Raw genomic sequence first — 22,782 nt, forward strand, 5'->3', positions numbered from 1 at the left:
CCCTCCTCACCTCCTCACAGATCCAGGACGATCTCCGTTGCCGGGCGGGAGCAGCAGATCAGGACGTTGCCGTCGGCGGGAGGAGCGATGGGGGCCGGGTCGTAGGTCACCTCGCCTGACAGCATGGCCGTCTCGCAGGTGTGGCAGACGCCGGTGCGGCAGGACCAGCGGACGGGGACGTCGCATGCCTCGGCGAACTCCAGCAGGCTGGACCCGCTCTCGTCCCAGGGAGCCCGGATGCCGCTGCGGGCGAACGTCACCGCCGGTCCGGCGCCCGGTGGTCCCGCCGGCGGATGAGGCGGCCGGGCGGCGGAGGCGGTGACGCCCGGTGTGATGGAGGCCACGGTGCCGAAGGTCTCGGTGCGGATGCGGTCGGTGGCCAGTCCCTGCTCGGCGAGCGCACGGGTCTGCGCGGCCATGAACGAAGGCGGGCCGCAGACGTAGGCTTCGGAGTCGGCCGGCACTCCGGCGCTGTGCAGCAGGGCGGCGTCCAAGTGACCCGGGTCCGTGTAGTCGGTGCCGAGGCGGTCCTGCGGGCGCGGGCGGCTGTAGCACACACGCAGGCGGGCGTGGGGAAGCCTGCCCAGCAGGGAGCGAACCTCGGCGGCGAAGGCGTGTTCGGAGCCGTCCCGGGCACCGTGCAGCCACCACACCGGTCGTGTGGTCCCCGACTCGGCCAGAGCCTGCAGCATCGCCAGGACCGGGGTGGCGCCCACGCCCGCCGACACCAGCACCACGGGGCCGTCGCCGGCGGCGAGCACGAACGTGCCACGGGGCGCGGCCACCTGGAGGATGTCGCCGACTTTCAGATACCGGTGCAGCCGCGTGCTGGCGGCACCGTGCGGCTCGGCCTTGACGCTGATCCTGTACTCCTGGTCCCCGGGCCTGCCCGACAACGAGTAGCCGCGTACCAGCGCGGGTCCGTGGGCGTCGGCGTCCAGCATGACGGTCACGAACTGGCCGGGCAGTGCGGGCGGCAGCGGACCGCCCTGCTCGGCGGCCAGCCACACGGAGACGATGCTGCTGCTCTCCCGCTGGATGCGGGCCACCCGCAGGGCCCGGAATCCCGTCCAGGCGGGCGGCGGCACCGTTGCTTCGGCCGTCAATCCGACATTCCCGCCGAGCCCGTCGTCGCCCCGCCGTAGCAGGGCCCGGAACGAGTCCTGCCAGCCAGGGCTGAGCGCCTCGACTTGCAACGCGCGTTCCAGACGGTCACGGGGATGCTCGGACAGGTACAGCAGCCCGTCGACCTCGGTGACGCTCATCGCGCCCGGGCCGTCGGCGACCTTGACGATCTCCTGCCCCGCCTCCACCGCGCCCTCGGTGATCACTCTCATGTAGAAGCCGGGACGGTGGTGCGCGACCAGCAGCGCCGCCATCTGCGGTTCGCCCAGGCGCAGGCCGACCCGGTAGCAGGTCACCCTGGGCTGGGTGACCTCGAAGACGGCCTCGCCGATCCGGTAGCGGTCCCCGATGCACACCTGATCATCGGGTAGGCCCTCGACGGTGAAGTTCTCCCCGAAGTGCCCGTGCACCAGATCATCACGTTCGAGCACCCGTTCCCAGTACCGGTAGGAGTCCACCTGGTAGACCATCACGGCGCGCTGCTCACCGCCATGGCCCGCCAGGTCCCCCTGCCCGTCCCCGTCCAGATTCAGACGACGTGCCATGACCGGGCCGCGCACCGGCTCCTTCCAGATTCCGGTGCGCACCGTCCGCCCCTCCCAGGAGACGTCCTTGGGCATACCGACGTTGACCGCCACCAGCCGTGCCAACCGCACCACCTCACAGCACCTCGCGGATTCCTGCTCCAAGCCCGCCGTCCGGCACCACGGGAGTCGACTGGACGAGGCGGTGGCAAGGAAGGCGGGCGCCGTCGCCATCGCCCGCAGGAGTGGACCAAAACTTCCATTGTCGAGGCTTTGTGGCTATTTAAAGTGGATTTATTAGCTTTGGCGACTCTCGGCGTGACGGTGGGTATCAGGGCAGTTGTGGCGTGGGAGGGGGAAGCGGCAGCGTGGACATGAGACTCGAGGTCGTCGTGGTGCCCGTCACCGACGTCGACCGCGCCAAGGACTTCTACCAGGCGCTCGGATGGCGTGAGGACGCCGACGTCGCCACCGGCGAGGATTTCCGGGTGGTGCAGATGACGCCGCCGGGGTCGGCGTGCTCGGTCATCTTCGGAACCGGCGTCACCTCGGACGCGCCCGGCTCGGCGCACGGCCTGCACCTGGTGGTGGACGACATCGAAGCCGCCCGAACCGAACTGGTCGAGCGCGGTGCGAAGGTCGGCGAGGTGTTCCACGACGCCGGTGGCGTCTTCCACCACGCCGGGACCGGGGGACGGGTCCCCGGGCCGGACCCCGAGCGCACGAGCTACGGCTCGTTCGCCTCCTTCGACGATCCGGACGGCAACGCCTGGTTCCTCCAGGAGATCACCACTCGCCTGCCGGGCCGGTGACCGCGGCGGCCATGGAAGGCACTGATTCCGGGCCCGAATTTACTCGACTTTCAGTTTTGTTGGGTTAGGCACTGCGCGGTGACCGGAAAGGCTGGGCGGACAAGGCCCTGAGATGGCGAGCGAAGGGATGATCATGACGACGATGTCTCACTTCTCCGCATCGGCGCAGCGGAGGAGGGAACGTCCGACGGCCCCGCTGCCGCAGAACGCGAAGGGACCTGAGATCCCGGACGCCGGGTATGTCATGAAGGAGATCGCCGACGGCGTCTTCTGGCTCAGCGACGGCCAGTACGGGAACATGTTCGTGGTCCATGACGAAGGGGTCATCGCGGTCGACGCGCCCCCGACGCTCGGGCACGACATCCTGCGTGCCATCAAGCGGGTGACCGACAAGCCCATCTCGCACGTGATCTACAGCCACGAACACGGCGATCATGTCGGCGGCATGTCGATCTACCCCGATTCCGTCCCCCGCTACGCCCAGAGCATCGTCGCCCAGCGGCTGGAGGCGCTCGCCGACCCGGATCGGCCTCTCCCCACGGAGGTCTTCGACCACACCCTCACCATCGAGGCCGGCGGCCACATCGTCCACCTGGACTACCCCGGCCCCAACCACACCGAGGGGAACAGCCTGATCTACCTCCCGAACCAGCGGGTCGTGATGCTGGTCGACGTCATCTTCCCCGGCTGGGTGCCGTTCTCGAACCTGGCGCTGTCGGCCGACATGCCCGGGGTGTTCGCCCTGTACGACAAGGTCCTCGGATACGACTTCGACCAGCTGGTCGGCGGCCACGTCAACCGCCCCGGGACGCCCGAGGACGTGCGTACCCAGATCGAGTACATGAACGACCTGCGCACCACCACCGAGGCGGCGCTGTCAAGCGTGGACCTCGAATCGACCATGGGGCCCGTCGACACCGAGAACGGCTGGGCGGTGTTCCGCGCCTACCTGGACGCGGTGGCCGCACAGGCGGCCGACGAGGTCGTTCCGAGGTGGCTGGATCGCCTGGGCGGCGCGGACGTGTTCACACTGCCCAACGCGTGGGCGATGGCAGAGTCGCTGCGGCTGGACTACAACTCGCTCGGCCCGTTCAGCATCAAGCCCTGACCGGCGCCCGGTGACCGTACCTGGAGACTTCCGATGACCAGCACACCTCAGCCGGGCGAGAGCGCGTTGCTCGTCCGGGGCGGCGACGGAGAGGTCCTCGACCTGCCCGGCGGCGGGGGGTTCGGGCTTCTGACCGACAGCGAGGAGACCGGCGCGGCCCTGAGCGCCAGCCGTCTCACCCTCGCCGACGGAGCCGACGGTGCGCTGCCGCATCGCCACCTGCGCTCGACGGAGTTCTTCTACGTCCTCGCCGGCACGGCCGAGTTCCTTCTCGGCGACGTCATCCAGTCTCTCGGCCGGGGAGATTTCCTGGTGATCCCGCCCGGTCTTCCGCATGCCTTCGGGGCGGCACGAGGCCTCGACACCGATCTGCTGATAGGGATCACCCCGGGCGTCCAGCGGTTCGGCTACTTCCGAATGCTGCAGCGTGTCGCCAAGGGGCAGGACTCTCCCGAGGTCCTCGCGCAGGTACAGGAGCGTTACGACGTCCACTTGCTGGACAGCGCATCCTGGCAGAACGCCCGCAAGGGCACATTCTCCGGCTAGGCAGGCGTTCGGCGCCTACCTCGGCAGGGTGAGGATCTCGGCTCCGTCGTCGGTGATGGCGATCGTGTGCTCGCTGTGGGCCGTCCGGCAGCCCGTCGCGCTTCGCAGCGTCCATCCGTCGGCGTCGGTGACGAGTTCGGCGGTGTCCGCCATGATCCACGGCTCCAGCGCGAGCAGCAGACCGGGGCGCAGCTTGTACCCGCGGCCGGGGCGTCCGGTGTTCGACACGTGGGGGTCCTGGTGCATCGTGGAGCCGATGCCGTGACCTCCGAACTCGGTGTTGATCGAGTAGCCCGCCTCGTGGAGGACCGAGCCGATGGCATGGGAGACGTCCCCGATGCGAACCCCGGGTCCCGCGGCGGCTATCCCGGCGGTCAGGGCGCGTTCGGTCGCGCTGATCAGCGCGACGCTCTCCGGCGGCCGTGCCTCGCCCACGATGAAGCTGATGGCGGAGTCCGCGGCGACTCCTCCCAGGGAGACGGCGAGGTCGAGCGTCAGCAGGTCACCGTCGGCGAGCGCGTAGTCGTGGGGCAGCCCGTGGAGCACGGCGTCGTTGACGGCGGTGCAGATGTAGTGGCCGAACGGCCCGCGTCCGAAGGACGGCTCGTAGTCGACGTAGCAGGACTGCGCCCCCGCCTCGACGATCATGGTCTCGGTCCACCGGTCGATGTCCAGAAGGCTCGTGCCGACCGTGGTGCGGCTCTTGAGCGTCTGCAGGATGCCGGCGACCAGGGCGCCGGTGTCCTTCGCTCGGGCCAGTTCGCTGGGGTTCAGGATCTCGATCATGCGGCGCCCATCTTATGCAACCAATAACTATACCGGCCATACTATACCGGTACTAGAATAGGGGCCATGGTCAGGTTGCCGCTCACTCCCGCGGAGGTCGAACGCGGGCAGCGCCTCGGCGCCCTCCTGCGCCGGGCCAGGGGAGAGCGCTCGATGCTCGCCACCGCGCTCGACGCACGCGTCTCGCCGGAGACGCTCCGGAAGATCGAGTCGGGACGCGTGGCCACCCCCGCCTTCTCGACCATCGCCGCGATCGCCTGCGTCCTCGGACTCTCCCTCGACGAGGTGTGGGCCGAGATCAGCCGGCCCGAACGAGACGTCGAACCCACCGGCTCCGGTGCCTGAGCCCGGGGACGGCTTTCACGCGCTCTCAAGGCCGTCGGCGACGGTGGAGACCGGAGTGCCGACGACGGCGTCGAAAGCGTGGAGGACGGGAGTCTCCACGTAGGCGCTCTGAATCCGGATGCGGTCGGGGCCGCCGGAAGCGTGCGCACGGGCCGGGCGGAGATCGGCGATGCTCAGTCCGAGCCCGGCGTCGGCGAAGGCGGCCTCGATGCTGCCCGGCTCGGGCGGCCGCAGCGCGGTGGCGTCGACGGCGAAGCCGAAGCGCGCGTTCTCATCCGGCCGCATGTCGGCGGTGTGTCCGGTGATGCTGGTCAGGGCGAGGGCGACGTAGTCGTCGTCCAGGGCGTGGTGCAGATGCTGTCCCATGGGGAGCCCCGTGAGGTGGCCGTTGAAGGAGACCGGCGTCTTCTGGATGTGGGCGTTGTGGGCGGCCAGCACGATGCGGGTGCCGGGCCCGTAGTGCTCCAGGTGCCACTGGACCGACCCGGCCATGAAGACGTCCCGGGCCGAGGTGTCGGCGGTCAGGCCGTTGCCGGCGTACAGGCCGGCCATGGCGCGGAAGCCGTAGTCGGCGTGGCAGGCGGCTTCCAGGCGACGCAGGGCGACGTCATAACCGTGCTGGTCACCACGGGACGTGTACAGCGGTGCGACGGCGCGGAACCGGATGAGCAGGCGCGTCAGGATCGCGCTGAGAGCGTCCTGCTCGGCGGCGGCCAGGCGTGTCCAGGCCGGCGCGGCCGCGGCCGCCGAGGCGCCGGCGAACGACCCGGCGATCCGCATGGCCTCCTGGATCAACGGGAGGACCTCGGGGTCGACCTGGCGCAGGTACTCGGCGACCGGGGTCAGGGCGGGGAGCAGGGACCCGCCCGCAGCCGGGATGTCGATCCCGGCGAAGCGCACCGGGATCCCGCTCGCGGCGTTGTGCCCGCGCATCCAGCGCAGTGGCTCTTCGACCCCCACCGGGATCGCCGCCGCGAGATGGGCGGACAGATCACCGTCCGGTCCCTCTCCCCGGCCCCAGGCGTCCAGCGGGAAGCCTTCGCTGAAGCCGTACTCGAAGGCCAGCACGGTGAAACCGCAGCGTTCGGCCAGGAACCGCAGGATGCGCTGGCGCAGGAGCGAGAACTCGGTGATGAAGTGCGAGTTCTCGCCGATCGCGACGACACGGGCGTCGCCGATGATGCCGCGCAGCGGCTCCAGGTCGTCCAGCGGCGCTTCACGGTCGAGGTGGGCGAGCGGGACGGCGTGGGCGCCGAGCCAGTCGGCGAACGAGACGTGGTGGGACGGAGCAGGCATGCTGACAACTCGATTCAGGGTCGGAAGGCGAACGGGCGGAGGGTGACTCACCTCATGCGGGCCGCCGCTTCCTCCAGGTCGTCGATGCCGCCGGACATGATCGTGCGGACGTGCTCGGTGATGTGCTGGAGCGGCCAGTCCCACCAGGCCAGGGCCAGCAGGCGGTCGACGTCGGCGTCGCCGTGGCGGCGGCGGATGAGCCTGGCCGGGTTGCCGCCGGCGATGCCGTAGTCGGGGACGTCGTCGACGACGACGGAGCCGGAGGCGATGATCGCGCCGTGGCCGATGCGGACGCCGGGCATCACCGTGGTCCGGTAGCCGAACCAGACGTCGTGGCCGACCACGGTGTCGCCCCGTCCGGGCAGGCCGGTGATGAGGTCGAAGTGCTCGGACCAGGAGCCGCCCATGATGGGGAAGGGGAAGGTCGAGGGTCCGTCCATGCGGTGGTTGGCGCCGTTCATGATGAATCGCACGCCCTCGCCCAGCGCGCAGAACTTCCCGATCACCAGCCGTTCCGGCCCGTAGTGGTACAGGACGTTGCGGGTCTCGAACGCGGTCGGATCGTCCGGGTCGTCGTAGTAGGTGAACTCCCCGACCTCGATCAGCGGCGAGGTGACCAGCGGCTTCAGCAGCACCACCCGCGGCTGGTCGGGCATCGGATGCACGACGGTCGGGTCGGCGGGGACAAGCGGCATGACGATCGTTTCCTTACTGAAGAGGTGGTCGCGGGCGTGGAGAACGTCAGACGGCGGGCGCCGGGGTGGCCTGCAGGGCGAGGTGACCGCCCTTCCAGCGCCGGCGCAGCAGCCGGTCGTGGCTGACGATGACGAGCGTGCCGCCGTAGTCGGCCAGGGCGTTCTCCAGGTCCTCGACCAGGGCGGGTGACAGGTGGTTGGCGGGTTCGTCCAGCAGCAGGACATCGGACGGCTCGCCGAGCATCCGCGCCAGGGCGAGCCGCTGCCGCTGCCCGGTGGACAGCCGGCCGGTCGGCACCGTGAGCCGATCGGGTTCGAACAGTCCGAGGGCCATCAGCCGTTCGGCGTGCTCGGCGGGCTCTCCCGGCCGTCCGCGGGCGAAGGCGGCCAGCAGGGTCTCGTCCAGGCGTCCGGGGCGCGGTTCCTGGGGCAGGTAGGCGATCCGGCCGCGACGGGTGACGCTTCCGCCGTCGGGAGCGAGTTCTCCGGCCAGGACGCGCAGCAGGGTGCTCTTGCCCGCTCCGTTCGGCCCGGTGACCAGCAGGCGGTCGCCCGCCGCGACGGTGAGGGTCGTCCGGCCGAGCCGGCCGGCGACGGCGATGCCGGCGGCCTCGATCACCGCCCCCCGCAGCCGGCGGGCCCGCAGGACCGGGGTGAAGCGCAGCGGCTCCGGCGGAGCCGGGACCGGGTCGGCCAGCAGGCGGCGCAGCCGTTCCTCGGCGTTGCGCACCCGGCCGGCCAGCGACTGCTGCACCCGTCCGCCGGCCCGGTCGTAGGCCATCTTGTTCCGGTCCCTCATCTCCCGGCCGGGGGCCACCTGGCGGGCGGTGGTCGCGGCGGCCCGGCGGAGCCGGTCGACGTCGTCCTGCCACTGCTCGTGCGCCCGGACCCAGCGCCGCCGGGCCGCCGCCCTCTCGGCGAGGTAGCCGGCGTATCCGTTGCCGTACCGGACGACGCGGCGCCGGTCGCCGTCCACCTCCAGCAGGCCGGTGGCGACGCGATCGAGGAACGCCCGGTCGTGCGAGACCGCCACCGTGGTGCCCCGCCGGGCGCGCAGGTGCTCCTCCAGCCAGTTCAGGGCGCCTTCGTCGAGGTGGTTGGTCGGCTCGTCCAGCAGCAGCACCTCCGGCGCGGCCGCCAGGACGGCCGCCAGCCGCAACCTGACCCGTTCCCCGCCGGAGAGACCGCCCACGGTGCGGCCGCGGTCGACCAGACCCAGCCCGAGCCCGTGCAGGGCGCGTTCCACCCGCGCGTCGGCGTCATAGCCGCCGCGCAGCTCGAAGACCGTCATCAGGTCCCCGTACTCGGCCGCGGCCGACTCCTCGCCCCCGGCCATCGCCGCCTCCAGGCGGCGCATCCGTTCCTCGACGGCGCGCAGACCGCTCAGCGCCCGGTCGATGACCTGCTGGACGGTCGCGTCCGGCGCCGGCCGCCCGTCCTGGGCGAGATAGCCGACGCCACCGGCGGCCTGGACGACGACGCGGCCCTGGTCAGGCTGTTCGCGCCCGGCGAGCAGCCGCAGCAGGGTGGTCTTGCCGGAGCCGTTCTCTCCGACGATCCCGGTGCGCTCGCCCGCGGCCAGGGAGCAGGTCACCTCGTCAAGGACGAGCCTGCCGTCGTAGGACTTGCTGACACCGAGCGCGGTGATCTGTGTAGGCATGCGAGCACTCCCGAGCATTCGAGAACTGGGCGGCCGTCAGGGGCCGCGCGGCCGGGCGAACGCTTCGGAAGAGCATCGATCACTCCACTAATGCGACAACTGTTACATTAAGATACTGCCATGCCACCGTCCCACGGAGCAACCGGACCAGCTGCGATGACTCCCCGAACGCCGCGACCGGAGGGCGACCGGCCCGCGCCACCGCCCCGGCCCCGCCCCGGCGGCCGAACCGCCCGCACCCGTGCGCGGGTGCTCGAAGCGGTCCTCGCGGAGCTCGGCGAACACGGTTATGACGGGCTCACCATGGAGGCCGTCGCCGCCCGTGCCGGTGTTCACCGGGCCACGGTCTACCGGCGCTGGAACGACGTCGGCGGCCTGCTCGCCGACGTCCTCGACGCGGCCGGCGACGACGACTGGGGACCCCCGGACACCGGCTCGCTGGAGGGCGACCTGGCGGCCCTGAACCAGGAGATCCAGACGGCCATGGCCGCCGAGCCGCCGATCATGGCGGCCCTGATCGCCGCCTCGTTCCGCTCCGAGAAGGCCGCCCGCGCCCAGCAACGGCTCTGGGAGGACCGCTACACCCGCTGCGAGATCGTCGTCGCCCGGGCCGCCCACCGCGGCGAACTACCGCCGCGCACCGACGCCCGGCGCCTTCTCATCGCCGCCACCGCACCGCTGTACCACCACCTGGTGCTCCTGCGCACCCCACCCGACCCGGCCCTCCCCGGCCACGCGGCCAGAACCGCCGCCCTGGCCGCGGCCGCCGGCGCCTTCGCCGAGCCCCCCTCGGCGAACACGACACCTGGGTGAGGTCGCGGAACCGGCCGGCGGAGCCCCCATCAACGGATCTTGCAAGCCCCGCCCGGGGAGGACGCCTGCTGAGACACCTCCGCGTGCCCCCCGGGCAGTCGGACCGTGACGAGGAGGCCGCCGGCGGGGCGGGGGACGAGGTCGAGGGTTCCGTCGTGTGCTCGGACGATGCTGTGCACGATCGCCAGCCCGAGGCCGACGCCGGCGTGCTCGTCGGCGCGTATGCGTTGCGTTCCGCGCTGGAAGGGCTCGGTGAGGGTCGGGACCAGTTCCGGCGGGACCGGCCGGCCGGTGTTCTCGACCCGCAGCACGCTCGCGTCATGCCGCGACTCGGTGTGGATCGTCACGGTGCCGCCGGCGGCGAGGTTGTGGACGACGGCGTTCTGGACGAGGTTGGTGACCATCCGCAGGATGAGGGCCGCGGAACCGACGGCCGGTGCCCTCTCACCGGTGACGTCCAGCGTGATCCGGCGCTGTTCGGCGAGCGGGAGCAGCGTTTCGGCGGCTTCTTCGGCGATGAGGGACAGGTCGACGGGCTCGCGGGCGAAGCTCCTGCGGTCGCCGCGGCTGAGCAGCAGGAGGGCCTCGGTGAGATCGATCGCCCGCGTGTTGACGCTGTGGAGGCGTTCGATGAGTTCGCCCTGGTCCCGCGTGGGGTCGGTGCGGGCGACGTCGAGGAGCGTCTGGGAGATCGCCAGCGGGGTGCGCAGCTCGTGGGAGGCGTTCGCGGCGAACCTCTGCTGCTCGTCGACGTGGGATTCGAGCTGTTCGAGCATGGTGTCGAACACGTCGGCGAGTTCGCGGAACTCGTCATTGCGGCCCCGTAGCCGGATCCGGTGGGACAGTGATCCGTTGGAGGCCGTCCTTGCCGCGTCCGCGATCCGGGTGAGGGGTGCGAGCATCCGGCCGGCGAGGAACCACCCTCCCAGGAGGCCGAACACCAGGAGGAGGGCCATCGCCGCGGCCGCGGCGGGATAGAAGCCCTGCAGGAGGTCGGAGCGGTCGGGCCCGACGACGATCACGATGCCGTACTTCCGCTGGATGTCTCCGGGGTCGATGTCGCGCATCCAGCGCAGCACGAACACCCAGACCACGGCCAGCAGGAGAGCGCCGCCCAGCAGGACGAATCCGGCGTAGCTGAGGGTGAGCTTCAGCCGAGCGCTGAGCCCTGGGCGCCTATCCACGAGTGCCGCCGGGGTGGACGGGCTCGACGATCCACACACGCATGCTCTCGATGCTACGAACCGCTACATATCGTCGGCATATCGAAAACCCCATACGCGCCGGCAACACCGCGCCGCCTTGACTGGCGATGTGACTCGAACCCGATGCGACGGCGTGACCGTCCGAGGATGCAGCAGTGACCGGCAGTGAGCGACCACAGACGATGGCGCAGGTCGACGCGGTGGAGACCGAACAGGCCGGCACCGACCACCGGCACACCGGTGCCGGGACCTGGCGTGCGGGCATCCGCCGGGCGATCCGCGCCGGCTCCCGGCCGGGGCCCTGGAAGCGCGGTCTGGTGCTCGCCGCGTCGGCGCTGCTGCTCGGCCTTCTCATGCTGCTGCATGCGGAGATCCCGAACCGGATCGGGAACCTCGGCAGCCTGGTGGAGACCTTCCTGCCGTGGTTCGGCCTGTTCGTCCCGGTGCTGCTGGCAGCGGCGCTGTGGCGCCGCTCCGCCTCCGCGGTGGCCGCGCTGCTGCTGCCGGTCGTGGTGTGGCTGAACCTCTTCGGCGGGCTGCTCGGCGACAAGTCCCACGCGGGCGGCGACCTCACCCTGGCCAGTCACAACGTCGGTGCCGACAACCCCGACCCGATCGGCACCGCCCGCGACCTGGCCGCCTCCGGGGCGGACGTGCTGGCGCTGGAGGAGCTGGCCGAGCAGGTCAGGGGCACGTACGAGAGGGAGCTGGCCAAGGCGTACCCGTACCACACGGTGCAGGGCACGGTCGGGCTGTGGAGCAGGCTGCCGCTGTCGGACACCCGGCCGGTCGACATCAAGACGGACGCCGGGCCGCTGGGGGAGTCCAAGCCGGCCGAAGTCAAGATGCACTACAACCGGGCGCTTCGCACAACGGTGGCCACGGGACAAGGGCCGTTGGCGGTGTACGTGGCCCACCTCGGGTCCGTGCGCGTGAATCCCAGGGCGGGCTTCTGGACGGCCCACCGGGACAGAGGCGCGCAGGCGCTCGGCGAGGCCGTCGCCGCCGAACGGAACGAGCGGGTGGTGCTGCTCGGGGACCTGAACGGCACCGAGGACGACCGAGCGCTCGCCGGCATCACCTCGCGGCTTCGCTCGGTCCAGGACGAGGCCGGGGACGGCTTCGGCTTCAGCTGGCCGGCGACGTTCCCGATGGCGCGGATCGACCAGATCCTCGTCCGCGGCGTGAAGCCGGAAAGCTCGTGGGTGCTCCCCGCCACCGGCAGCGACCACCTGCCGGTGGCGGCCGGAATCAGCTGGTGAAAGGACCGTGAGCATGGACTCGGATTCTGTACGTGGCGTCGGCCGGCGGCGGCTGGTCACCTGGGGCGGCCTGGCCGCCGCCGGCGCGGCGGCCGGTGTGCCGCTGGTGGGCGCCGGGACCGGCCGCGCCGCCTCGCCCCCGGCCGGCCCGTCCGGGCGGGATGAGATCCCGCCGGAGACCCGGCCCGGCGGAGCCTACGACCGGTACGTGGCGCAGTTGGCCGCCGCGGGCAAGTTCTCCGGTGTGGTGCTGCTGTCGCACCGGGGCCGGACGGTGCTGTCCCGCAGTTACGGCATGGCCGACCAGGAGAAAGGGGTCCGCAACCACGAGGGCACGGCGTTCAGCCTGAGTTCGGCGGGCAAGCCGTTCTTCGCGGTGGCCATGCTGCAGCTGGCGCAGCAGGGCAAGCTGCGTTTGACGGACACGGTGGGCGCCCACCTGACCGGCTTCGCCAAGGACATCGCCGAGAAGGTGAACATCCACCACCTGCTGTCCGGCACCTCCGGACTGGACGCGCCGGATGAGGACGTGCAACACGTCTTCCAGAGCCGCGACGAGGTGCACGAGTACTACGAGCAGCGCGCCCGGCAGGCGAAACCGGTGGGCGTCCCGGGCACTCCGAACACCGCCCACGCGGAACCGGAGGTCACCATCTCCGCGCTGATCGTGGAGGCCGTCGCCGGCATGTCGTACTGGGACTACGTCCAGGAGAACATCTTCGAGCGCTGCGGCATGACCGGCTCGGGCTTCTACACCAGGCCGCAGTGGCTGACCGACCGGCACATCGCGCACCCGTACATGAAGGTGGCCGACGGCAGCGTGGTGGACGCCCTCCACAACCTGGACAAGGGCAGCCCCAACCCGTACGTGCTCGGCAAGAACCCGGGCCGCGCCTTCATCGACGCCCCTGGGGACGGCGGCTTCGCCACCGCGCCGGATCTGGTCCGGTTCGCCCGCGCCCTGGGCGACGGCACGGTGCTGGACCGGCCCTGGGCCGACGTGCTCACCTCGGCCAAGATCCCGCACGGACCGGCGTCGTTCGGCGCGTACGGGATCCCGATCAGCATCGTCAACGGCCAGTGGATGTACCAGCGCGCCGGAGGCAACCCCGGTGTCGGCGCCAACTGGAGCATCTACCCCTACACCGGCTGGGTCGGCATCATCCTCACCAACCGCGACTCCGACGGCGGGTCCCTGGTGGACGTCCTGGGCCAGGAGATGAAGGCCATCACCGGCGCGGAACCCGACCCCGGCTCGGGCGGCTGACCCGGCCCACGACACGAGCGGGCGGGTCTACCGCAGTCCCTGGGGACGCGCGTTCCTCCAGGCGCGGTCGAAGAGGACGGGGACGGGGCCGGACGGGACGACGGCCATGTTCGCCGTGGAGCGGCGCTCCTCCGCCAGCGGCAGCAGGCGGATCTTCGGCACCTCGATGGGCAGGCGCGGCGCCTTGTACTCCCGCCACGCGCCGTGCACGAACAGCGAGCGTCCCGCACGCGCCCGGGTGGCGTTCAGCACGAGCCCCGAGCCGCCGAGTTCGGCCACCGCCGCCTTGAACCGGGCGGGCTTCCAGCCGGTCCACTCCTTCACGTTGCGGTCGGACGGGTCGGGCAGGGCGAGAAGCATCAGGTAGAGGGCCGCCGCGTCCTCGCCCAGCCGGTGGGTCTCCGCGCATTCCTCCACCAGGTACGGCACCGAGCGTGCCGGGTGCTGCTCCCAGCCCGGCGCCAGGTCCGCGTCGGCGGCCAGGTGCGCGCCGAGCGCCGCGAAGTCGTCGCTGAGCAGAAGACGCAGGTCCGCCAGTGCGGGAAGCCCGGAGCCGCTGGGCACCACCTGGGACGGCAGGGTCGCGTCGTAGTAGTCGTCGAGGGTGTCGAGCAGCGGGTCGTCCGGCCCCTTCACCGCGGCCGGATCCACCCGCAGGTGGCTGAGGCTGAAGACGTCGTCCTCGACGAGCGTCACCGCCGGATGGCCGGTGAGCACGCCGGTGGGCGGCGGGGCGCCCATCAGGTGGTTGCTCTGCAGCGAGAACAGGGTGCGCGGCCCCGCGGCCTCCCGCAGCCGGGAGATCGCGGCACCGACCGCGGGACGCAGCGGATCGCCGGCCGGGGTCCGGTAGGCGAGCCAGGCGGCGACGCGCGGCAGGGCGAGCGGGTCCGGCTCGCCGGAGAAGGCCGAGGCGTCCGCGAGGCAGTCCGCGCCGGCGGCGACGCGGCCGATGAGCACCCACGGACGCAGGGACGGCCGACCGCTTCGCCACACCCAGGGGGACGCCCGGGGCGCGCGTGGCAGCGGAGCCTCGCCCCTGGGCTGGGTGATCTCCTTGAGCGCGCGGGGCAGGAGCCCGCTGGGCAGGGGGAACGGGGCCCCCGACTCCTGCGAGCACCACGCGGCCGCGCGGTCCACCGCCGGGCCCGACGACCACAGCTCCTCCGGGTCGTCCGGCAGGAGGCGTTCGTAGAGCCTGGTGTAGAACTCGGGCGGTCGCAGGGCCCTGAGACTCTCCCTCGCCCGGTCCATCTCCGGGCTCCACCGCGTCCAGCGGGACGGCCTGGAACCGGGGTGGACGAGCCGGACGGGATCGTCCGGGGCCAGTTGGTACGGCGCGGACAGGAGCGCCCCCTGGAGGACAACGGCCGCCTCGGCCTCCGACAGCCCCGTCTTCTCCGCGAACACGGCCGCCAGTTCAGGGCTCACCGGAGGACGGTCCCGTTCGCGCCAGAGTTCGTCGAACCGCGCGAACCAGTCGGCGGAGCGCACCGGCTCCAGCACGCAGGCGTCGAGCAGGCCCGCCCCGGCCGTCGCCAGCGGCCCCTCCTCGGCGAACTCTCCTTCGGGGGCGTACTCCAGGAGCACCCGTTCGAGGGGCGCCTGATAGTCGACGCCCACCACCAGGGCGACGGACGTGGCCGTGCGGAACGCCGTCCCGGGGGAGACCGTGCCGCGCTCCGTGGCCTCGGGCAGTTCGCAGCGCACCACCCGCCAGCGGCCCGGCTCGCCCGACACGAAGGGATAGGTCGCGTAGGCGGCCGGCCTCTGGTGCGGACTCGGCCTCGACCTTGACAGGGGGCCGCTGTACGCGGCGGTGTTGGCGTGGTTCGGCCGGAACTCCAGGCCGACCACGTTGCCGTCCAGCCGGGCGCTCGGTGTGCTCAGGTCACCGTCCCAGACGGGCGTGCCGGAGCCCGCCAGATCCATGAGCCGGCCGCACTGCCGCACGACCGGGTCGGCGCTCTGCGCCCGGGGCTCCGCCTCCGGTTCGTCCCCCGGAGTGAGGCGGCGGACGAGGCGCTCCAGGCCCACCCGGCAGTTGACCGCCGTGACCAGCGAGAACGCGACCCTGTCGAAGGTGGCCCTGTCCTGCTCCTTCAGCTCCGGCAGCGCCTGCGAGAGGGCCACGAAGTTCGGCCCCGACACCGAGCGGTTGATGTAGTGGGGCACCAGGAGCTTCACCAGCCCGTCGACGCGCTCGCGGGTGAACTCGTCCGGCAGGTCGGCCATGAGCAGCGCCATGACGTCCACCGCCGCGAACTCGCGCGCCGTCTCGGCGTCCTTGAGGAGCAGGTCCACCGCCGCGCCCACGTGCACGAACCGGGCGAGCAGCATCCGCAGCCCGTACAGGTCGAGGCCCTCGCGCAGCCGGGCGCGCTCGCGGGCGCACCACGCGCGCACCTCCTCGTGGCCGATCGGGTTGTCGAACGGTCCCGGGAGCCTGCCCCACCCCTTGGTCTCGTGCGGCTCGTACCAGGTGTTGGACGCGCTGTCCCCGACGGTCATGTCGAGGTCGCCCCGCGCCCTGGCGCGCAGTTCCCGCGCGAACCGCTCGTCCGCCAGGACGTGCCGCAGTCCGGGGCGGCGGGCGACCACCAGGTCGGGCAGGAACGCGGGGCCGAGGCGCTCCGGCGGGTCGGCGACGGGGACGCCGTGCTCCAGCAGCATGTCGATCATGTCCAGGGGCGTCCTCCTGCGGCCGGTCTCGTCGAGCCGCCAGAAGCGGAACGCCACCGGCACCCCGTCGGCCGCGAGCCGCGGGCCGATCCGCTCGGCCACCTCGTAGAGCTCGCCGACCGGGTCCTTCCAGTGATCGTGTCCCTGCACGCAGTCGACCAGCCAGGCGGCCGCTTCCCCGCGCTGGAGGCCGGGGGCGTCCCCGGTCAGCATCGCCAGGGCGCCGCTGCGGTCGAGCAGCTTCAGCCACAGCGGTCCGTGCGTCGGCCATTTCGGACGCAGGTCCAGAGCCCGCCGCGCCGCCTCAGGCCCGGACACCAGGTCCATGGCACGGCCCTTCAACGCGTCGGTCCAGAACGCCTCGTCGCCCAGCGACACCTCGCCCGCCGCGAAGACCGACCGCAGGAACGCCGCGAGCTCCTCCTCGGGATCCAGCCCGGCGGCCTTGGCGATCTTCCGGAGGTCGGCGGCGAGCTGCGGATGGACGTCGCCGCCGGCTTCGACCCGCCACACCGCCACCTCGCGGAAGCGGGCAAGGCCCTCCGGCGTGGCCGCGCCCCTGGCGCCCAGGTCGCGTGCCCAGGCCCGCAGGACCGTCGCGGACAGCACGTGCGCGTGCTCTTCGTAGCGCCCGGCCAGCCACTCCGGGTCGGGACGGTGCGCCAGCGCCCGTTCGAGCTTGCGTGCGCGGCCGAACCAGGCGGAGGCCAGGTCCGGCTCATCGTGGTCGAGGGCGGCGTCGGCCACCGCGTCCAGAAGGGAGATCAAAAGCGCGGGCGCGGACTCCTCCAGGCCACCCAGGGTCTCCTCCACGGACGGCTTGTAGAAGTAGCGCCAGCGACCGGTCCGGACCTCCAGGGTGTGGACCTTCTCCACCGCGAGCCGCTCCGCGTCGGGGTGCGCCGCGATGATGCTCTCGGGGAAGGGGACCACGTCGCCGTAGGGGTCGTGCAGGCCGGTCTCGAACAGGCCCTCCGGCTCCCACCCGTCCACCGCCATCAGCAAGTCGCGGTAGCGGACGGCCGGCTCGCGAAGCACCTGGGTGAGCCTGCGGTCGTCAGGGCCGACGTAGGTCCGCGCGCACAGTCCGCCTTCGACCGGCTCGGTGGTGAGCGTGACACCCGCCGCGTCGAGCGCCTCCGCCCAGAACGGGTCGGCGTCCGCCAACACGCGCGGAACGCCCACCCCCTGAGCCGCCCACGAGCGTGCCGCTTCGTCGCACTGCTCCTCGTGGCGCTTCAGGTACCGCCGCACCACGAACATCGCGGCCAGGCCCGGCGCGCCCTGCACCTGTTCGGGAAGCTGCTTGAGCTTCCGCCCCCTGGGGTTGCGGTAGACGATCTCCAGATCGTCCGTCAGCTCCGCCGCGTATCCGCCGGCCTCGATCCGCCACCCCATGTACGCCGCAGCCTCCCCATCTCGATCTTGACCGGTCAGCGTACGCATGATCACCGACACCGGCCACCGAAGCCGGAGCCCCCACTCTCAGGTCTGCGAAGGAGCCTCCTGCCGTGTCCGCTCGAAACAACGCGCCACCCTGAGCCGGCCCTGAGAAAGTCTGCGTTCCGTGACGGTCCGGGGGCCGACTCAGGCTGCCTGCGCCGCGTTACGGCGGACTGCGGGCGGACGCCTGCGTCCTCGCCGACGAGGCCGAGAAGTACCGACCCTCGCCGGGTGCCGGCTCGGTTCCGGGACTGCTCGGTACGGGGCCTATGACGTGATCGCTGTGGCGGGGGTGACCTCCTGGCGGTGGACGATCACGTCGAACCACTGCCGCAGGGTGCCGCCGGTCATGTACGAGCCGGGGCCGGTGTGGGCAAGGCCCCGGGTCTGGACCGGAGCGTCCAGCCACGTGCGGACCGGCGGGGGCGCCGGTGCGCGCAGGTCGAGGGTGAACTGCGCGGTGCGGACGCCGCCGAAGGGGTTCTCGAACCAGTTCGGAGCGGGACGCGGCATGGGCGCGGTCCGACCGTCGCCCAGGCTCACCGTCCCGTGGTCGAAGGTGAAGCCGATCGACCGGTAGCGCGGGCCGTACCAGCGGCGGAGATACGAACCGGCGCTGGCGAAGCGCATGTCCGGGCCGGGAGGCCCGACGATGCGCATCCGCGGGGCGTCGGCGGTGTGCGCGCCGGCCGACCAGTATGCGATCTTGTCGCCGCTGAATCCGCGCCACCATTTCAGGTTCCGCGCCGCGCGGGCGTCCCTGTAGCCGTGCTGGTCGGCCTCGGGAAGGCCGTAGTGCTCGTAGAACCACAGGATCTGCCGGGCATTGTGCACGGCCAGGGCGTGCGCTCGGTCTCCCGGCCGGTGCGGCAGCCCTTCGACCAGGTCGTGCAGTCGGCGGGCGTGGCGGATGTACGGCTGCTTGTCCGCCACCTGCATGTATTCAGTGACGTACTTCCACATGTCCGCACTCGGTGGGCGAAGGACCCGCAGGTGGCCCCGGAGTTCGGCCAGGCGCTCCGGAGCGGTCGCGGCGACATGGGCCTGGACGGCGTCGTAGGCCGGCGGGCCGGTGAGGAAGTACTCCACCCCGACGAAGCGCACCTTGTCGGCCCGGCCCGCGTTGAAGTCGCGGAGCCAGCGCAGCACATCGGCGACCTCGCCGGTCTGGTACTGGGGAAGCATCTGCTGCATCAGCGCCTCCAGATCCCCTTCGCCCGTACGGATGTACCGGTCGATCTGGACGCCCGTCGTCCAGTTCTCCTCCCAGGCGACGGACCGGAAGCCGAGCCGCTCGACCAGGAGCCGCAGTGCGCGGTGCTTGAGCCGCGTCTCCTCGCGGGTGCCGTGCACCGACTCGCCGAGGCCGACGACGGTGGCGCCGCGAACCGACCGCAGCAGCGGCGCCTGGTCGTCCAGGGGCGCCGCCGGGTCGATGGTGCCCAGTGCCGCGGCGTTGTGCCCGACCCACTCGGTGACCGGCTCGGTGACCGGCTCCGTGCGGGGCGCGGCGCTCACGGCGGGCGCGCCCGCGACCGCGGTTCCGATGCCGGCCGCCAGTAGCAGTGACGCCTGTGCGTTCCGTCCAAATCGCTTCATCACTTCTCCTTTCGGCCGTCATCGTGGCTCGCCGGTTCCGCGGGCCACGTCCCCTCAGGGGCGTCATGTCGGCTACGCCCGGCGGCGTAGAACCACCGATCGCCTGAAGCGGCACACGTCGCGACGCGCCAGCGGGTCAGGCGGTGAGGCGGCCTGGAGAAGAGACAGCAGGTCGCCCGGAGGACCCCTACGTCCTCCTAGGGTCCCGTCGAGCGCGGCCAGAAGGCTGGAAGTCGGCACCGCTCGTGCCGTTCGAGCGCGCCTTGCCGGTGCCTGTGGCCCGCTGAGCCGTACGGGGAGTTCGGGATGACCGGCCGTCTCCGGCGGCCTCGCGCCCACCGCACCGTCCGGGCCTGTTCGGGGCGGTCGGGGGTTGCCGCCCTGCGTCGGCTGCTTCCACCGGATGGTGAAAGGCGCTGCTCAGCCGGTGCGGGCGTCGGCGGAACCGTGTCACGGACGACGGCAGGACGCACGGTATCCCGGCATCTGGCGTGGGCGCGTGGTGGCGACTGTGAACGTGTTGGAGCCCCGGCCACTCGCCTGGGCCCCGAGCCGCGCTATTGCTGCTTGAGGTCCGCAAGGAGTGCAAGAAAGGCAGCGGGGGCAAGCAGTGGCTTGGGCCCATCCGGGTCCTGGGAGTCCCGCACGCCCACGCCCTTCGGGAGGGCAGCAAGCTCGACGCATTCCCCGCCTTGGTCGTTGCTTCGCCGTGCCTTGCGCCACTCTGCCTGGTCCACTGCTGGACGTCCCTCCGCGTGACCGCAGGTTCTGCCCCTCCAGCGTAGGCGCGTGATGCTGATATGCGAAGCGCTGGAGCCCCGGCGAGCTGCCGGGGCCCCATGACGTCCAGAACGCGTTACCGCAGCTTGAGGCCAGTCAGCAGTGCGCGGAACGAGCTTGGGTCGAGTTCAATTCTCGGGCCATCCGGGTCTTTGGAATCCCGCACGGCCACGCCTTCAGTAAGGGCGGCCAGTTCGATACATGCTCCACCCTGATCGTTGCTGCGGCTTGCCTTTCGCCAGGTCACACCGTCCATCGGTCCATCGCCTTTCGTGGGAAGTCGCGAGAGCCGTCGGCGCTCAGTGCACGTGCCTGTAGCTCCGCGAAGGCGCTGATCACATGCAAGATATCCTGTGAGTCGTCAGATGTAAGGCCACCGGGGGACGTCTCCAAGTAGACTAATTCCTCTCGTGTTGACTGAGTGGCGATGTTGAACGATCCCGAGACGCCTCGGTAGTAGGCGATCGGGGCAACTTGGACGCTGATGTGGTCTCGCTCTGACATCTTCAGCAGATGGTCATACTGGCCTCGCATCACCTCCGGTCCACCCACCTCCCGCATGAGCACGCTCTCGTCCATGACCACGATGAGCCGGGGCGGCACCTCGCGGAACAGGATCTGCTGCCGGTTGAGACGTCCATCGAGAGTGGTCTCGGAGAGAAGAAGTACGCGGGCGTACTCCTTCGTCTGCAGAAGGCCGGGCACGAACGTTGCCTCGTAGGCGCGGAGGAGGTCGGCTGATGCTTCGGCTTCCGAGTAGTCGGCGAAGAACTTCGGGTAGCTCGCCGCGCGCAGGTGCTTGGTCCAGACCGTCGCGAGTTGGTCGCCGGTGCCTAACGCCTGGTCCAGACGCTGAGCGAAGTCTTTGCGGCAGCGGGTGTTGCCGCTTTCGACCTGCGAGACATAGGAGGGCGTCACCGATAGGCGGTTGGCGAGCTCTGTCCGGGTTATGCCGACGTCTTCCCGCAGGCGTCTGACTTCTGCACCGAAAGCCTTCAGGGCGGGGGACGGCTTGCGCTTGGCCATGACGAGACCTCCAGTGGCTCTGAACTGGAATTAAATGATTTTGAGTCCTCGGTGTGCGTCTCGGAGCTTGCGTGTTCACGTTACGCCTTGGAGTGGATTCCGTGCGGGGAGTTACCGGAAATCGGAGGTGATCGTTATGGAGTGCCCCGCGGAGATCGTGGTGCCGGTTCGGGCCGAGTCGGTAAAGGTGGCTCGGGACTGGGTCGAGGCCGTCCTGGGGACGTGGGGACAGGACGCCTATGTGGCGAAGGTCGTGGTGTCGGAACTGGTGACGAACGTCTTGCAGCACACCAGGAGCGCGACCACGACCGTGCGGGTCGTCCAGGCGGACAAGGGAACGGTCGTGGAGGTGTTCGACTCTTCCAACGTCCTGCCGGTGGCGGGCGCGGCGAACCTGCTGAGTGAGGGTGGACGCGGGCTGGCGATGCTGGACGTCCTCGCCAAGGAATGGGGCACGCAGCCCCTCGGAGGCGGCGGAAAGGCCGTGTGGGCGCTCCTCCCTGAAAGCACGTCATGAACGAGGCCGACGCACTGGTCTCCCTACGCGAACGTCACTCGTCCTGGGAAATCTCCCTGAACCATGGCATGTGGCAGGCGAAAGGGCCCGTTCTCATCCGTTCGTCTTCCCTGAGCCTGCTGCAAGCGGCGATGGACGGCGAGCCTCCATTTCCGTCCCGCTTGGCAAAGGAACGAGTCCGGGTAGGCGCGGACGGAGCGTCACCCGCCCGCAGAACGCGGCTGGCGGAGCCAAGCCGAACGCTTGGGCCAGGATGCGGTCGATGGTGGCGCGGTGTCCTGCGAGCAGCGCGTGCCGCCATGCGGAAGCGGCGGGGAAGGCGCGTTGGTGTCACCGCTTGAAGACCGCCTCGTACGTCCGTGTCATCGCCCTGGGACCGCACCACGGTCTCGGCCCTGCGCTCCCACCGCGGACTCCAGCGGAGCGAACGGGAGCAGGCAGGGGAGAGCGAGCATCTGGCCGGCGTCGGGGTCACCGGACTCCAGGACCTTCGCTGTGACACCCCGTGTCGGCCATCGATCGGTGGTGAGACTGAACCCATGCGTCGCAAGCGTTGTCTTCCGGAGATCGGCCCCGTCGGATTGGCCCTGGTCCTGACGACCGTGGCGGGGCTGGTGGACGCCGCCGCCTACCTCGCGCTGGGCGGCGTGTTCGTCGCCAACCAGACGGGCAACTGCGTGCTGCTGGCCATCGGGATCGCCGAACGCCTCCCGCTCGGCGACGCCCTGCCCGGCCCGAATCGCGGCGTGAGCGAACCGCTGACGTCACTCGCGGCGTTCTGTGTCGGCGTGGCGGCCGCGGGATGGCTCGATTCGCGCATTCTCGGACGCCTGACCGCAATATGGCCCCTCGTGGGCGCCGAGTCGCTCCTGCTGGCCGTGGCGGCTGTGCCCGGCCCGAACTGGGCACGTGTGGGGTTGGCGGCGGCCGCGATGGGCGTCCAAAGCGCGCAGGGCATGCGGCTCGGCATCAACGGGGTGCCCACCACGGTGGTCACCGGCACGCTGACCCGGTTGTTCGCCCGAAGCAGTGAGAGCTCCCATCGGCGACGAGGTTCGAGGCTGCTCGCCCTGGCCTGGCTGTTGTACATGATCGGAGCCATCGTCGGCGCGACCGGTACGGGCCTCTGGTCGTTCACCACGATCTGTTTGTGCGCTGCGGCGACGACCGGACTGGGTGCCGCCGCGAGAAAGCCGAGGAACGGATGACCACGCGGCCCTCCCGGCCGTGCTCCGGTGCTGACCGGCGGTCGGGGACCCGGATGGTAGGTCGGTGGCCCGGTGAGGCTCCG

General features: G+C 71.1%; 20 protein-coding genes. 9 read left to right on the top strand and 11 right to left on the bottom strand.

Annotation, left to right across the window (positions count from 1 at the left end; translation table 11 throughout):
* Positions 1–14 precede the first annotated feature (14 nt).
* Positions 15–1,784, bottom strand: a complete 1,770-nt coding sequence (locus BJ999_RS09075) for an MOSC and FAD-binding oxidoreductase domain-containing protein (RefSeq protein WP_218934994.1) — start codon at positions 1,782–1,784, stop codon at positions 15–17.
* Between the two features lie 239 nt (positions 1,785–2,023).
* Here BJ999_RS09075 and BJ999_RS09080 point away from each other — a divergent pair, with 239 nt between their 5' ends.
* From BJ999_RS09080 to BJ999_RS09090, 3 genes are all read left to right on the top strand, one after another.
* Complete coding sequence (locus BJ999_RS09080; protein ID WP_218935638.1) at positions 2,024–2,461, top strand: VOC family protein; 438 nt, start codon at positions 2,024–2,026, stop codon at positions 2,459–2,461.
* A 133-nt stretch (positions 2,462–2,594) separates the two neighbouring features.
* Positions 2,595–3,569: an MBL fold metallo-hydrolase gene (locus tag BJ999_RS09085; protein WP_179832883.1), complete on the top strand. Its 975-nt coding sequence runs from the start codon at positions 2,595–2,597 to the stop codon at positions 3,567–3,569.
* Positions 3,570–3,602: 33 nt separating this feature from the next.
* Positions 3,603–4,115 (top strand): cupin domain-containing protein, encoded by a 513-nt coding sequence (locus BJ999_RS09090; protein WP_179832884.1) that lies wholly within the window; start codon positions 3,603–3,605, stop codon positions 4,113–4,115.
* Between the two features lie 15 nt (positions 4,116–4,130).
* On the opposite strand, the gene map is transcribed toward BJ999_RS09090, so the two are convergent.
* Positions 4,131–4,901: a type I methionyl aminopeptidase gene (gene map, locus BJ999_RS09095; protein WP_179832885.1), complete on the bottom strand. Its 771-nt coding sequence runs from the start codon at positions 4,899–4,901 to the stop codon at positions 4,131–4,133.
* Positions 4,902–4,967: 66 nt separating this feature from the next.
* On the opposite strand from map, the gene BJ999_RS09100 reads away from it, so the two are divergent.
* Complete coding sequence (locus BJ999_RS09100; RefSeq protein ID WP_179832886.1) at positions 4,968–5,246, top strand: helix-turn-helix domain-containing protein; 279 nt, start codon at positions 4,968–4,970, stop codon at positions 5,244–5,246.
* A gap of 15 nt (positions 5,247–5,261) precedes the next feature.
* Here the strand turns inward: BJ999_RS09100 and BJ999_RS09105 are convergent, their stop codons facing one another.
* From BJ999_RS09105 to abc-f, 3 genes are read right to left on the bottom strand one after another with little or no spacing between them, the layout of a single operon-like run.
* Complete coding sequence (locus BJ999_RS09105; RefSeq protein ID WP_179832887.1) at positions 5,262–6,542, bottom strand: erythromycin esterase family protein; 1,281 nt, start codon at positions 6,540–6,542, stop codon at positions 5,262–5,264.
* Between the two features lie 47 nt (positions 6,543–6,589).
* Complete coding sequence (locus BJ999_RS09110; protein WP_179832888.1) at positions 6,590–7,237, bottom strand: CatB-related O-acetyltransferase; 648 nt, start codon at positions 7,235–7,237, stop codon at positions 6,590–6,592.
* A 46-nt stretch (positions 7,238–7,283) separates the two neighbouring features.
* Entirely contained in the window at positions 7,284–8,897 is a 1,614-nt protein-coding gene (gene abc-f / locus BJ999_RS09115; RefSeq protein ID WP_179832889.1) for a ribosomal protection-like ABC-F family protein, read from the bottom strand.
* A gap of 249 nt (positions 8,898–9,146) precedes the next feature.
* Between abc-f and BJ999_RS09120 the strand changes: the two genes are divergently transcribed.
* Positions 9,147–9,710, top strand: coding sequence for a TetR/AcrR family transcriptional regulator (locus tag BJ999_RS09120; RefSeq protein ID WP_229810438.1), 564 nt, complete (start codon positions 9,147–9,149; stop codon positions 9,708–9,710).
* 29 nt (positions 9,711–9,739) lie between these two features.
* Here BJ999_RS09120 and BJ999_RS09125 read toward each other — a convergent pair whose 3' ends face one another.
* Positions 9,740–10,894 carry a sensor histidine kinase gene (locus tag BJ999_RS09125; protein WP_179832891.1) on the bottom strand — a complete coding sequence of 385 codons (1,155 nt, stop codon included), beginning with the start codon at positions 10,892–10,894 and terminating at the stop codon, positions 9,740–9,742.
* Between the two features lie 176 nt (positions 10,895–11,070).
* Between BJ999_RS09125 and BJ999_RS09130 the strand changes: the two genes are divergently transcribed.
* Together BJ999_RS09130 and BJ999_RS09135 are read left to right on the top strand one after the other, a co-directional pair.
* A complete protein-coding gene (locus BJ999_RS09130; protein WP_229810437.1) occupies positions 11,071–12,177 on the top strand; it encodes an endonuclease/exonuclease/phosphatase family protein in 1,107 nt (368 codons plus the stop codon).
* A 13-nt stretch (positions 12,178–12,190) separates the two neighbouring features.
* Positions 12,191–13,444, top strand: coding sequence for a serine hydrolase domain-containing protein (locus tag BJ999_RS09135; protein ID WP_179832892.1), 1,254 nt, complete (start codon positions 12,191–12,193; stop codon positions 13,442–13,444).
* 27 nt (positions 13,445–13,471) lie between these two features.
* On the opposite strand, the gene BJ999_RS09140 is transcribed toward BJ999_RS09135, so the two are convergent.
* The 5 genes from BJ999_RS09140 to BJ999_RS09160 all read right to left on the bottom strand — a co-directional run bounded on the left by BJ999_RS09140 (position 13,472) and on the right by BJ999_RS09160 (position 20,974).
* Positions 13,472–17,524, bottom strand: coding sequence for a hypothetical protein (locus tag BJ999_RS09140; RefSeq protein WP_179832893.1), 4,053 nt, complete (start codon positions 17,522–17,524; stop codon positions 13,472–13,474).
* A gap of 312 nt (positions 17,525–17,836) precedes the next feature.
* On the bottom strand, positions 17,837–19,168 hold the full coding sequence (locus BJ999_RS09145) for an erythromycin esterase family protein (protein ID WP_179832894.1): 1,332 nt from the start codon (positions 19,166–19,168) through the stop codon (positions 17,837–17,839).
* A 557-nt stretch (positions 19,169–19,725) separates the two neighbouring features.
* The gene (locus tag BJ999_RS09150) at positions 19,726–19,905 is read right to left on the bottom strand and encodes a DUF397 domain-containing protein (protein WP_179832895.1); all 180 of its coding nucleotides are present in this window, start codon (positions 19,903–19,905) and stop codon (positions 19,726–19,728) included.
* A gap of 119 nt (positions 19,906–20,024) precedes the next feature.
* The gene (locus BJ999_RS09155; RefSeq protein WP_179832896.1) at positions 20,025–20,204 is read right to left on the bottom strand and encodes a DUF397 domain-containing protein; all 180 of its coding nucleotides are present in this window, start codon (positions 20,202–20,204) and stop codon (positions 20,025–20,027) included.
* A complete protein-coding gene (locus tag BJ999_RS09160; RefSeq protein ID WP_179832897.1) occupies positions 20,192–20,974 on the bottom strand; it encodes a helix-turn-helix domain-containing protein in 783 nt (260 codons plus the stop codon). The genes BJ999_RS09155 and BJ999_RS09160 overlap by 13 nt, the downstream gene beginning before the upstream one ends.
* 136 nt (positions 20,975–21,110) lie before the next feature.
* On the opposite strand from BJ999_RS09160, the gene BJ999_RS09165 reads away from it, so the two are divergent.
* Positions 21,111–21,491: an ATP-binding protein gene (locus BJ999_RS09165; RefSeq protein WP_179832898.1), complete on the top strand. Its 381-nt coding sequence runs from the start codon at positions 21,111–21,113 to the stop codon at positions 21,489–21,491.
* A 539-nt stretch (positions 21,492–22,030) separates the two neighbouring features.
* The gene (locus tag BJ999_RS09170; protein ID WP_179832899.1) at positions 22,031–22,699 is read left to right on the top strand and encodes a YoaK family protein; all 669 of its coding nucleotides are present in this window, start codon (positions 22,031–22,033) and stop codon (positions 22,697–22,699) included.
* Positions 22,700–22,782 lie beyond the last annotated feature (83 nt).

The organism is Actinomadura citrea, from assembly GCF_013409045.1.
In the GTDB taxonomy this organism is placed as follows: Bacteria; Actinomycetota; Actinomycetes; order Streptosporangiales; family Streptosporangiaceae; genus Spirillospora; species Spirillospora citrea.

Coding starts and splice junctions, on each gene's coding strand:
- BJ999_RS09140 (WP_179832893.1), bottom strand. CDS start 17,524: ATGGGGTGGCGGATCGAGGCCGGCGGATACGCGGCGGAGCTGACGGAC.
- BJ999_RS09100 (WP_179832886.1), top strand. CDS start 4,968: ATGGTCAGGTTGCCGCTCACTCCCGCGGAGGTCGAACGCGGGCAGCGC.
- BJ999_RS09085 (WP_179832883.1), top strand. CDS start 2,595: ATGACGACGATGTCTCACTTCTCCGCATCGGCGCAGCGGAGGAGGGAA.
- abc-f (WP_179832889.1), bottom strand. CDS start 8,897: ATGCCTACACAGATCACCGCGCTCGGTGTCAGCAAGTCCTACGACGGC.
- BJ999_RS09135 (WP_179832892.1), top strand. CDS start 12,191: ATGGACTCGGATTCTGTACGTGGCGTCGGCCGGCGGCGGCTGGTCACC.
- BJ999_RS09145 (WP_179832894.1), bottom strand. CDS start 19,168: ATGAAGCGATTTGGACGGAACGCACAGGCGTCACTGCTACTGGCGGCC.
- BJ999_RS09160 (WP_179832897.1), bottom strand. CDS start 20,974: ATGGCCAAGCGCAAGCCGTCCCCCGCCCTGAAGGCTTTCGGTGCAGAA.
- map (WP_179832885.1), bottom strand. CDS start 4,901: ATGATCGAGATCCTGAACCCCAGCGAACTGGCCCGAGCGAAGGACACC.
- BJ999_RS09170 (WP_179832899.1), top strand. CDS start 22,031: ATGCGTCGCAAGCGTTGTCTTCCGGAGATCGGCCCCGTCGGATTGGCC.
- BJ999_RS09105 (WP_179832887.1), bottom strand. CDS start 6,542: ATGCCTGCTCCGTCCCACCACGTCTCGTTCGCCGACTGGCTCGGCGCC.
- BJ999_RS09090 (WP_179832884.1), top strand. CDS start 3,603: ATGACCAGCACACCTCAGCCGGGCGAGAGCGCGTTGCTCGTCCGGGGC.
- BJ999_RS09080 (WP_218935638.1), top strand. CDS start 2,024: ATGAGACTCGAGGTCGTCGTGGTGCCCGTCACCGACGTCGACCGCGCC.
- BJ999_RS09165 (WP_179832898.1), top strand. CDS start 21,111: ATGGAGTGCCCCGCGGAGATCGTGGTGCCGGTTCGGGCCGAGTCGGTA.
- BJ999_RS09110 (WP_179832888.1), bottom strand. CDS start 7,237: ATGCCGCTTGTCCCCGCCGACCCGACCGTCGTGCATCCGATGCCCGAC.
- BJ999_RS09155 (WP_179832896.1), bottom strand. CDS start 20,204: ATGGACGGTGTGACCTGGCGAAAGGCAAGCCGCAGCAACGATCAGGGT.